The organism is Cellulophaga geojensis KL-A (assembly GCF_000568425.1).
Classification (GTDB): Bacteria; Bacteroidota; Bacteroidia; order Flavobacteriales; family Flavobacteriaceae; genus Cellulophaga; species Cellulophaga lytica.
In genome coordinates this window covers 1-11742 of the sequence record NZ_ARZX01000013.1, presented here as the reverse complement: position 1 = coordinate 11742, position 11742 = coordinate 1, and the positions used below count along the sequence as shown (strand labels likewise).

Below are 11742 nucleotides of genomic sequence, written 5' to 3'. Positions count from 1 at the left end.
ACAGCTATGAAAAAAATAATAATATATATATCAATTATATCTTTAATAACATCTTGTGAATTAACAGAAGTGTTAGACAATGATCCCCCAAATAATTTGGTCTCAGAAAATGTGGTAAAGAATGAAACAGATGCTAAAGCATTATTAAATGGTGCATATACTACTATTACATCTCGTACTAATGCTCTGTATTATATGTATTCAGAGTTAATACCAAGTGCAATGGTAGGTTCTATGAGTCAAACTGGAGGAGGCTCAATAAATGGTCAGTTTTCTGTTAATGATGTTTTGTTTGATAATTTTTACGTTAGAGATTTTTGGCTGATTTATTATAAAGTTATAGATGCTGCTAATAATTCAATTAAACTAACTTCTCAACTCACAGACAGCCAAATTACAAGAGCTGCTAAAGAAGAAATTATAGGTGAGGCTCACTTTTTAAGAGCAATGGCAACATTTGATGCCTTGAGATATTTTGGTCAGTTTTTTGATTCTAGTAGCAACTTAGGTGTAATTTTACGTACAGAACCTTCAAATTTTGTAACAAGAAATAAAGCCAGAAGTACTGTAGCAGAAACATATGATCAGATTTTATCGGATATTGAAATTGCCTTAGAAAAAGCACCAGAGTATTCGGTATCTTACAGAGGTTCAAAAACAGCAGCAAAAGCATTAAAAGCTAAAGTTCTCTTATTTCAGGGTAAATATGAAGAAGCAGCAGCAACAGCAAATGAGGTTATTAATGAGGGTTTTGTAACCTTAGAACCTACTTTTGAAGAAGCTTTTGCAAAAGGATTGAATTCTTCTGAAATGATATTAATGACCTATAGAGATGAAAACTCAGATAGTGAGGATAATAACCGTAAACGTTTTTATTTTGGAAGAGTTGGAAGCAGTTGGTTTACAGATTTAATGGAAGGAGATCCAAGGCAACAATTTACTTATTCTGGATCTACGGTTTTAAAGACAAATAATGTAGAGACCTATAGACCTACATACTTTATGCGTTTGGCAGAAATGTACTTATTAAAAGCAGAAGGTTTAGCTTTTAGTGGTGCAAGTTTAGAAGAAAGTAGTAAGCCATTAAATATCATAAGGAATAGAGCTGGAATTGGCGATTCACAGGCAACCACTATAGATGAGTTAAAAAACGACATCTTTGATGAGATAGCTCGTGAGCTAGCCTTTGAGAATGGAAGTGAATGGTTTGCAGCTATACGTTTTAATAAAGTTATGGAATTAAAATCTACCATAATAAGCTCTAATCAATTTATATTGCCTATTCCTGAGGAAGAAATTAATAGTAATGGAGCCATTACATTAGCAGACCAAAATCCTGGTTACGAATAATAAAATTTGAGTTGGTTTTTAGTTTAATAATAGGGTTACTTTTTCTGTAGCCCTGTTTTAATATACCTTAAACTTTAAGAGTAGTTATACTACTATGGCTTGGTTATAAGTCAAGTAGAAATCCAAAATTTTTAACCTTATATAAAATGAAAAAAACAGTAAGCACAATTTTTACTTTTTTATTTTTAAGTTTTTGTGCGCTTAGTGCTCAACAAAAAATTAATTTAAAAGAGCCAATACCTACAGATCCATCAGTTAGAATTGGGGTATTAAAAAACGGACTTAAATACTATATTAAGCATAATACTAAACCAGAAAATAAAGCAGATTTACGCTTGGTGTTAAATGCAGGTTCTATTTTAGAAGATGAAGATCAATTAGGCCTTGCTCACTTTATAGAGCATATGGCATTTAATGGAACTAAAAACTTCGAAAAGAATAAATTGATAGATCATTTGCAAAATTTAGGAATAGAGTTTGGAGCGGATCTTAATGCACATACAAGTTTTGATGAAACAGTTTATAAATTAGCGGTACCCACAGATAATAAAGAAGCTTTTGATGTTAGTATACAAATACTTAGAGACTGGGCAGATGGTATAACGTTTTCTAACGAAGAAATAGATAATGAAAGAGGTGTTGTAGCAGAAGAATTAAGGTCTAGAAGCGGAGCTGGATCTAGAATGTATTACAAATCTTTACCTGTATTAACAAATAACTCTAGGTACGCAAATAGGTCGCCAATTGGTACTTTAGATGTAATTATGAATTCTGACTATGATGCACTTAAGCGTTTTTATAGGGACTGGTATAGACCCAGCTTAATGGCAATTATAATAGTTGGTGATTTTAATGTGGATGAAGTAGAGGATAAAATTAAATCTACATTTAAATCTCTTAAAGCCCCAATAAATGGCAGAGAGCGTATTTATTATAAAATCCCAAGTAATAAAGGAGTAAAAATATCTATACAAAAAGATAAAGAAGCAAGAGGAGCAAGTGTGGCGATTTATTATAAAAGAAAAAAGGATAACGAGGTTACGCTTGCAGATTTAAAAGAAGATTTAATTCAAAAGTTGTATTCTGGTATGCTTCGCCAAAGATTATCTGAAGTACCATTATCCGGTAATGCTCCTTTTTTATCAGCAACAGCCGGTATAGGTAAGTTTTTAGGAGATGTAGATAGTTATTATTTAAAAGCAAATTTAAAAGAAAAACAGATACAAGAAGGCTTAGAACACTTACTATTAGAAAGTCAAAGAGTCAATAAACACGGTTTTACTGTAACAGAGTTAAAAAGATATAAAATTAAATTGCTTAGTAATATTTCTACTATTGTAAAGGAAAGAGGAAAAATATCTTCTAAGTTTTATTTAGAACAATACATAGATAATTTTACAGATAATGTTTCTATACCAAGTGAAGCTTTTTTGTATAAATTTTACAAGGATGCTTTTTTAGATATAACAGTTGATGATGTAAATAAAATTTCAGATAAATGGATTACAGAAGATAATATATCGATAGTAATAAATGCTCCTGAAAAAGAAGGTTTAGTTCTACCTAATGAAGACGAGGTTTTGTCAATTTTTAAAAATAGCAAAGAGCAAAGTGTGGCTCCTTATGTAGACACGTTAGAAGATGTGGTTCTGTTTAATAAAACACCAAAAAAAGGGCAAATTGTTAAAACAGAGTACAATAAGGATTTAAATGTTACTATTTGGAAACTATCTAACGGTGTTACGGTTTATGCGAAACCTACTAAACTTCAGAATGATATGATTACTATGAATGGTTTTAGACCAGGAGGTAGTTCTACATCATCTGCAGAAGATTATATTTCAGCAAGAAATTCTGCTGATATTATTGCTTCCAGTGGCGTAAATGGGATATCAGAAATTAATTTAAATAAATTAAATATAGGTAAAACAGTAACTGTTCGTCCCCGGATAAATTTTTATGATGAGTTGTTTTCAGGTAAAAGCTCCTCTTCAGATTTAGAAACTATGTTACAATTAACTTATTTATACTTTACAAGTCCTAATAAGGATAATAACGTTTTCAAATCTAAAAAAGATAGAATGCTTGCTTTGTATAAAGACCAAGATGTAAACCCTGATGCCTATTTTGAAAAGAAAAAGGCTCAAATTATGTCCCAAAATCACTTAAGAGGAACCCCTTTTACAGAAGAGCAACTACAAAAAGGTCTTTCACTGGATAAGGTTTACAATTTTTATAATGATCGATTTAAAAATGCAAATGAATTTAACTTTGTTTTTGTTGGTAGTTTTAATCTTGATAAATTAAAAGATTTTGTAACACAGTACCTCGGTAGCTTACCTTCTAATATAAATAAATCAAGTGATTGGGTAGATTTTGGCTTAAGAAGACCAAAAGGGATTATTAAAAAAACTTTTTACAAAGGATTAGAGCAAAAGGCTAAAGTTGATATAAACTTTACAGGAACATTAGACTTTTCAATAGATAAACAAAAAAGAATAATGTTATTAGGAAAGTTGTTGAAAATTAAGCTTACGCAAGAATTAAGAGAGAAAATGTCGGGAGTTTATGGTGTTCAAGTTTCTGGTTTTGCTACTGATAAACCGTACAGTTGGTACAGGCTTAGTGTCAGGTTTACATGTGCTCCAGAAAATGTAGATAAATTAAAGGCTAAAGTCTATGAAGAAATAAATAAAATAAAGAAAAATGGCGCTTCTGAATTAGATTTAAATAAGATTAAAGAAGCAGAAATAGCTAATAATACCTCTAATATTAAGTATAACTCCTACTGGGCTTATAAAATTAAAAGCGCAGTTGAAAATAATTTAGATATGAGTGATATTTTAAATTTTAATGAAGAGATAAATAAGTTAAAATCAAATGAATTTAAAAATATGGCAAATACTTATTTTAATGAGTCTAACCTAGTAGAGCTTATTTTAATGCCTCAAAAAGAAAAATAAAACCACCTTTTTCCCTTACAAAAAACCCCTTTACGCACTGTAAAGGGGTTTTTGTTTGTAAAGCAATATGGTGGAGAATACCGGAGTCGAACCGGTGACCTCTTGCCTGCCAGGCAAGCGCTCTAGCCAGCTGAGCTAATCCCCCAGGTAAAAAACTTAGTCTTTTTTAACGCTTAATACTAAAACTGGTACAGGAGCAAAAAATTCAGATTTTGCAATGGTATTTTTCTCCCATAATTTTTTAAAAAAGCCTCTTTTTCTTCTAAACACACACAGCATATCTGGTTGTTTAGTTAAAAAGTGCTCTAACACTCCAAGGTAGGTAGTAGCATTTTCAGAAAGTGTCATTTTAGAGCTAATATCTAAAAGTGCAGTATCTACTTTTAAGTCGTCATCTGTGTAGCCAGGAGTTTTTACCAATAGTAAATTTACGGTACAATTAAATTGCTTTTTAATGGTAATTAAAGGGTTTAGTATTCTTTTTCGTTTTAAAATACCAGATTTAAAAGCTGTAAGTATAGAAGTTACAGGTTTAAACACATATCCTTTAGGTACAATAAGTGTAGGAATATCTGTTTGTTTAATAATTTTTCCTGATGTGTTGCCAAGGTAATTACTCTCATTAATATCATTACTTCTTGGAGCCATAACAATTAGGTCTATTCCTAAAAATTGTTTGTCTATTTTTTTTAATCCTTCAATAATGTCACCTTGGTAGGTTGCTATTTTTATTTCAGTTCCTTTTTTATCAACCTTACTAACAACATCTAACAATTGTTCTCTGCTATTTTTTTCAATTTTATCTGTAGCATTTGCTAAGCTACCGGCACCAGCAGATTTTACATTAAAAATTTCCATTACATAAATAGTGGCGTCAAAATTTTTAGCAAAATCTACGGCATATTGTAATGTTTCATGGCTTTCTGTAGATGTTCCTATAGGAACCAATATGTTCTTCATTTTTCTCTTTTTTCAGTTTAATTAGGTTACTAGATATGCACATTATTGGCTTGGTTAATGGCCAATTAAAAATACTAGTACATTTTATCAGTTGTATTTTATACTCTAAATTTACAATTTAATTTATACCTCGTATGATTCGTTTAGCAAAAAAATCAGAAATTGATAAAATTATTACCGTTACAAAAGCTTGTGCAGCTTTTATGATTAAAAATGGTATTTACCAATGGAACGAGCACTACCCAAGTAAACAGGCTTTTTTACATGATATTGCTCAAGAAGAATTATATGTTTTAGAAGTTGATAAAAAAATAATAGGAACCATTGTACTGTCTACACATATGGATGATGAGTACATACCTATTACCTGGCTAACAAGTAATGAAGCTAACTTGTACATACACAGGCTATCTGTACACCCAGAATACCAAGGCCAAGGTTATGCACAAAAATTGATGAATTTTGCAGAGGAATATGCTAAAAATAATGACTTTAAATCTGTACGTTTAGATACTTTTAGTGTAAACAAACGAAATGTAAATTTTTACCAAACCAGAGGTTACAAACAATTAGGAGATATATTTTTTCCTAAGCAAAGTGAACATCCTTTTCATTGTTTTGAACTAGTTTTATAAAACCACTTTTTTTTTGAATAAAATTGTAAATCTTAAAAACATAAACAAGCTAGCTATACCGGCTACAATTGCTGGCATATCAGAGCCATTATTATCTATTACAGATGCAGCTATTGTTGGCAATATTCCTAAGTTTGGGCTAGAGTCTTTGGCAGCAGCAGGTATTGTTGGTTCTTTTTTATCTATGCTTATTTGGATTCTTGGGCAAACCAGAAGTGCTATTTCTGCTATAATTTCTCAGTATTTAGGAGCTGGCCGTTTAAACGAGGTTAAAACATTACCTGTACAAGCTATTTTTTTTAATATACTACTTAGCATTATTATACTGCTTTCTACAGTTTTTGTAATAGAAGAAATATTTGTGTTTTTAAAGGCAAAAGGTAAAATTTTAGAGTTTTGCGTGTCTTATTACGGTATTAGGGTTTGGGGTTTTCCTTTAACCTTATTTACGTTTGCAGTAATGGGTATTTTTAGAGGCTTGCAAAATACAAGTTGGCCAATGGTAATAGCCCTAATTGGGGCTGTATTAAATATATTTTTAGATTACATTTTTGTGTATGGCATACAAGGCGTTTTAGAACCAATGTATTTAGATGGTGCTGCTTGGGCAAGTTTACTGTCACAAGCAATTATGGCAATAATAGCATTTTTCTTATTGGTTTTAAAAACAGATATTAGTTTAAGGCTACGTTTTCCTATACACCCAGAGCTGGGACGTTTGGTAATTATGAGTTTAAACTTATTTGTACGTGCTTTATCTTTAAATATAGCATTGGTTTTAGCGGTAAGGGAGGCTACAGACTTGGGAGATAGGTTTATTGGCGCACATACAATAGCTATAAATGTGTGGTTGTTTTCTGCCTTTTTTATAGACGGTTATGGCGCTGCAGGTAATATTTTAGGAGGTAAATTATTAGGTGCTAAAGATTATAATAGCCTTTGGCTGTTGGCTAAAAAAATTCTTCAATATGGAATAACAGTTAGTTTGGTTTTGGCAGTTTTAGGCTTTGTTTTTTATTACCCTATAGGTAAAATTTTTTCTAATGAACAAGTTGCTTTAGATACTTTTTACGCTGTTTTTTATATTATAATTTTAAGTTTACCAATTAATGCTGTAGCTTTTGTTTTTGATGGATTATTTAAAGGCTTAGGTGAAATGAAATATTTAAGAGATACACTTTTAGATGCTACTTTTTTAGGTTTTGTACCTATGCTATACCTAAGTAAAGAGTTAGGTTGGGGCTTTACAGGAATTTGGTTGTCTTTTGTGGTTTGGATGCTAATAAGAGGTGGTGCATTGGTGGTTAAATTTAACACAAAGTTTCGTCCGCTCTTGCAAAAAACGTAATTTTGAATTTTACACAATAAAAAGGTTTTTATGGGTACAACAAGAGCAAACGGTAGTTTATATACCAATATAGATAATAAAATAGCAACAGTAGAATTTGGTCATCCGGCAAGTAATTCATTTGTTGCAGAATTGCTAGATAGGTTAACCAAAGAAATTTTAAAATTATCAGAAGACCAAACGGTAAATGTTATTGTTTTAAAGTCTGAAGGTGAAAAAGCTTTTTGTGCAGGAGCTTCTTTTGATGAGTTAATGGAGGTTACAAACTTAGATGAAGGGCAACAATTTTTTAGTGGTTTTGCAAACGTTATTAACGCCATGCGCAAATGCAAAAAACTAATTGTTGGCCGTGTACAAGGTAAAACTGTTGGTGGCGGTGTTGGTTTAGCTGCAGCTTGTGATTATGCTTTTGCTACTGAGGCGGCATCCATAAAATTATCAGAACTATCTATTGGTATTGGCCCATTTGTAATTGCTCCGGCAGTAGAACGCAAAGTTGGTAAAAGTGGTTTAGCAGAACTATCTTTAGCTGCTACAGATTGGCAAAGTGCATATTGGGCAAAAGACAAAGGTTTGTTTGCAAAAGTATTTGGCTCTATTAAAGAAATGGATAAAGAAATTGAAATTTTTACAGAAAAACTGGCATCATACAATCCAGAAGCCTTGCAAGAAATGAAAACAATATTGTGGCAAGGAACAGAAAATTGGGATGCATTGTTAAAAGAAAGAGCAATAATTTCTGGTAAGTTAGTATTGTCAGATTTTACTAAAAATGCATTATCAAAATATAGAAAATAAGCTTTTATGAATAAGTTTAAAACAGAGATAAAATGGGGTTTTATCTTTACTGGTTTTGCACTTTTATGGGCATACATAGAAAAACAATTGGGATGGCATACAGACCAAGTTAGTGAACATTTAATATATACCAACTTGTTTGGTGTAGTTGCTATTGCTATATATGTTTTTGCTTTAAAAGATAAAAAACAAACAGATTATAAAGGTGTAATTACTTGGAAGGAAGGTTTTATTAGCGGTATTGTTTTAAGTGCAGTAATAGCTATATTAAGTCCGGCTACGCAATACATTACGTACGTTTACATATCTCCTGAGTATTTTTCTAATATTACAGAGTACATTGTAGGAGCAGGAAAAATGACTCAAGAAAACGCAGAAGAATATTTTAACATTAATAATTATATACGACAAGGCATATTTACATCGTTATCTATGGGAGTGGTAACGGCAGCAATTGTGTCTTTTATCATTAAAAATAAAAAGAAATAAAAAAATAAAATTATGGGAGGTGATATTGTATTTCCATTACTAGCACTATTTGTAGTAGGAGTTTATGTGTTTAACAGAGTTAGAAATAGCAAAAAGTATAAAAGAAAGTAAATAGTATACAGGTTTAAAGACCTGTATACTATATAAAGAATAAATATGGTTAATTACTTAAAAATGTTTTTGTTAACATTTTTTTAAGGATTAGCTATTTTATATAAAGCGTTTTGGTTTTATATTTGTAAACTTCTGATTATTAAAAAAGAAATGTATAAAAAGATTATTTCTATATTTTTTACCGTATTATTCTTGGCGTTTTTATCTGCGCCAACCATAATTACTATGGTGAATGATTCTGTAGATATTTCTGCTTTTTATTCCATTTCTGAAGAAGAAGATAATTGCGCTAAAAAATATTTAAGCGTAGACAGTTTTTCTGAAACAAACGTTTCTTACGTTTTAAAAAGAGAAAAGCAAGGGTATTCAGATAAAAAATACCCTAGACCTCTTATTAACCTTGTTTCGCCCCCTCCCGAGTACCACATAGTATAATTAGGCTTTAACTACGCACTGTAGTGTAGTTATTATTAATTTATTTTAATACCCTCTTGATAAAAATATGCTCAAGAGGCAAAATTTACTATGTTTATGTTTAAAAATTTAAAAAGCGACTTACCAGCGAGTATTGTCGTATTCTTTGTTGCATTACCATTATGTTTAGGTATTGCATTGGCTAGTGGAGCACCACTTTTTTCAGGTTTAATTGCCGGTATAATTGGTGGTGTTATAGTAGGAGGCTTAAGTGGCTCTAGAGTTGGGGTTAGTGGACCTGCAGCAGGTTTAGCAGCTATTGTACTAACTGCAATTGGCTCATTAGGAGGTTATGAAAACTTTTTAGTAGCCGTTGTTTTAGGAGGTATAATACAATTGGTTTTTGGGTTTTTAAAAGCTGGTATTATTGGGTATTACTTTCCTTCTTCAGTAATTAAAGGGATGCTAACAGGTATTGGTATCATTATTATTTTAAAACAAATTCCACACTTTTTTGGGTATGATGCAGAACCAGAAGGAGCAGATAGTTTTATAGAAGCTTCTGGTGAAAATACCTTTTCTGCTATCTTTAATATTTTTGATAATATAGCAATTGGTCCTACAGTAGTAGGTCTTATAAGTTTAGGTATATTATTACTTTGGAGCAATGTTCTTGTTAAAAAAGGAAAGTTTTTTGAAGTAATACAAGGTCCTTTAGTAGCTGTTGCTGTTGGTATTATATTTTACGTAGTAACACAAACTAATGATGCTTTGGCAATTTCACCTGCGCATTTAGTAAGTGTGCCTGTGCCAGATAGTTTTGACTCTTTTCTTGGTCAGTTTAGTTTTCCTAATTTTTCAGCAATTACTAATCCTGCAATTTGGGTTACAGCTTTTACTATAGCTTTAGTAGCAAGTTTAGAAACTTTATTGTGTGTAGAAGCTACAGATAAACTAGACCCAGAAAAAAGCGTAACTCCTACAAATAGAGAGTTATTAGCGCAAGGAACAGGTAATATTATTTCTGGTTTAATTGGTGGTTTGCCAATTACACAGGTTATTGTAAGAAGTTCTGCAAACATACAGTCTAACGCAAAAACAAAAATGTCTGCAATTTTACATGGATTTTTGTTATTAATTTCTGTAATACTTATACCAACGTTACTTAATAAAATTCCGTTATCTGTATTAGCTGCAATTTTATTAATTGTAGGTTATAAGTTGGCTAAACCAGCATTATTTGCTAAAATGTACAAACTAGGCTGGAAACAGTCTATCCCATTTTTTGTTACAGTAGCTGGTATTGTTTTTACAGATTTACTAGTAGGTATAGGTTTAGGTTTAGCTGTTGGTATAGTTGTAATTTTACTTAAAAGTTACCAAAATTCTCACTTTTTACACATAGAGGATAAGAGTAATGGTAAACACAAAATTAAAATGTCTCTTGCAGAAGAAGTTACTTTCTTTAACAAAGGAGCTATTTTAAAAGAATTAGATAGTTTGCCAAGAGATACATACTTAGAATTTGATGTTACTAAAACTAGATACTTAGACTATGATATTATTGAAATATTAGAAGATTTTGCCTTTAAAGCAAAAGAACGTAATATTGATATTAAGCTAATTTCTAAAAGAGGTATAGTAGAGAACCCAGATAGTTTTATAGAATTTTTTAAACTAAGACCAAAATCTAAAATTAGTTTAAGCTAATTACTATGTTAAAAAAGAAATATAAAATTCTTGTATTATCAGATTTAAAAAAGACAACAGTATCTACTGTAAAAAGTACTGTTAACCTTGCAAAAATGATAAACGGAGATGTATCTTTTTTTCATGTAAAAAAAGCATCTGATGTAGTTGTTAGAGACAACCAACTGTCTGCTATGCGTGCTATTAATGAGCAGTACAATAGTACAGACCGTATAATTAGTGCTATAATTAAACCAATTTCTAAAGTACAAAACATAAAAATTAAATACAGTTTTTCTTTTGGAAACGTTAAAAACGAAATAGCTAAACAAATAGAAGAACAGCAACCAGATATTATTGTTCTAGGAAAAAGAAAACCTAAGATGATAAATGTAATTGGTGATCATGTTACAGACTTTGTGCTTAAAAATTACAAAGGAGTAATTATGATAGCTGCTAATGATGGCGCTGTTAAACCCATAGATACATTAGCATTGGGAGTTTTAAATAAAAATGAAGAACCACTAAATTTAAAATTTACGCAAGATTTAATTAAGCACAGTCAGCAGCCATTAACTTCTTTTTCTGTAGTAGAAAAAGGAAGCAATTTAACTGATATGCAAAACTCTAAAAATGCAGTAACATATGTTTTTGAGCAAGGAGACAATGCCATACAAAACATAGCTAATTACTTAACAAAAAGTAACATTAACCTACTGTGTGTAAATAGGGCTACTAGAGGTATAAATAGTGTAATAGATAAAACAAATGTTTCTTTACTCTTATATGCTAACGCGTAGTAAACATTAAAAAAATAATAACTAAAAATATAATATATGAAAGCACATACAAAAGAAACACAAGCTACAATGACACCAGAAAAGTCATTGCAATTTTTAAAAGAAGGAAACCAAAGATTTCAAAGCAACTTAAAAGCAAATCGTAACTTACTAGAGCAAGTTAATGACACTAGTGAAGGCCA

Annotated in this window: 10 protein-coding genes, 1 tRNA gene and 1 pseudogene; 10 read left to right on the top strand and 2 right to left on the bottom strand. The window is 30.9% G+C overall.

The window, feature by feature from the left end; translation table 11 throughout:
- Positions 1 to 6 precede the first annotated feature (6 nt).
- Together KLA_RS10530 and KLA_RS10525 are read left to right on the top strand one after the other, a co-directional pair.
- The gene (locus KLA_RS10530) at positions 7 to 1350 is read left to right on the top strand and encodes a RagB/SusD family nutrient uptake outer membrane protein (RefSeq protein WP_013620791.1); all 1344 of its coding nucleotides are present in this window, start codon (positions 7 to 9) and stop codon (positions 1348 to 1350) included.
- A gap of 146 nt (positions 1351 to 1496) precedes the next feature.
- The gene (locus KLA_RS10525; RefSeq protein ID WP_034645727.1) at positions 1497 to 4313 is read left to right on the top strand and encodes a M16 family metallopeptidase; all 2817 of its coding nucleotides are present in this window, start codon (positions 1497 to 1499) and stop codon (positions 4311 to 4313) included.
- A 68-nt stretch (positions 4314 to 4381) separates the two neighbouring features.
- Here KLA_RS10525 and KLA_RS10520 read toward each other — a convergent pair.
- Positions 4382 to 4458, bottom strand: a tRNA-Ala gene (locus tag KLA_RS10520).
- Between the two features lie 11 nt (positions 4459 to 4469).
- Positions 4470 to 5273 carry a universal stress protein gene (locus KLA_RS10515; protein ID WP_013620789.1) on the bottom strand — a complete coding sequence of 268 codons (804 nt, stop codon included), beginning with the start codon at positions 5271 to 5273 and terminating at the stop codon, positions 4470 to 4472.
- A 134-nt stretch (positions 5274 to 5407) separates the two neighbouring features.
- Between KLA_RS10515 and KLA_RS10510 the strand changes: the two genes are divergently transcribed.
- The 8 genes and pseudogenes from KLA_RS10510 to KLA_RS10475 all read left to right on the top strand — a co-directional run.
- Positions 5408 to 5908, top strand: a complete 501-nt coding sequence (locus KLA_RS10510; RefSeq protein WP_013620788.1) for a GNAT family N-acetyltransferase — start codon at positions 5408 to 5410, stop codon at positions 5906 to 5908.
- A 13-nt stretch (positions 5909 to 5921) separates the two neighbouring features.
- Positions 5922 to 7256 (top strand): MATE family efflux transporter, encoded by a 1335-nt coding sequence (locus KLA_RS10505; RefSeq protein WP_013620787.1) that lies wholly within the window; start codon positions 5922 to 5924, stop codon positions 7254 to 7256.
- Between the two features lie 30 nt (positions 7257 to 7286).
- Positions 7287 to 8054, top strand: coding sequence for an enoyl-CoA hydratase/isomerase family protein (locus KLA_RS10500; RefSeq protein ID WP_013620786.1), 768 nt, complete (start codon positions 7287 to 7289; stop codon positions 8052 to 8054).
- Between the two features lie 6 nt (positions 8055 to 8060).
- Positions 8061 to 8543 (top strand): DUF4199 domain-containing protein, encoded by a 483-nt coding sequence (locus KLA_RS10495; RefSeq protein WP_013620785.1) that lies wholly within the window; start codon positions 8061 to 8063, stop codon positions 8541 to 8543.
- 264 nt (positions 8544 to 8807) lie between these two features.
- Positions 8808 to 9092 carry a hypothetical protein gene (locus KLA_RS10490; protein ID WP_013620783.1) on the top strand — a complete coding sequence of 95 codons (285 nt, stop codon included), beginning with the start codon at positions 8808 to 8810 and terminating at the stop codon, positions 9090 to 9092.
- A gap of 96 nt (positions 9093 to 9188) precedes the next feature.
- Complete coding sequence (locus tag KLA_RS10485; protein WP_034645816.1) at positions 9189 to 10781, top strand: SulP family inorganic anion transporter; 1593 nt, start codon at positions 9189 to 9191, stop codon at positions 10779 to 10781.
- Between the two features lie 5 nt (positions 10782 to 10786).
- Positions 10787 to 11560 carry a universal stress protein gene (locus tag KLA_RS10480; protein WP_013620781.1) on the top strand — a complete coding sequence of 258 codons (774 nt, stop codon included), beginning with the start codon at positions 10787 to 10789 and terminating at the stop codon, positions 11558 to 11560.
- Positions 11561 to 11596: 36 nt separating this feature from the next.
- A pseudogene (locus KLA_RS10475) lies at positions 11597 to 11742 on the top strand (carbonic anhydrase); the annotation flags it as partial.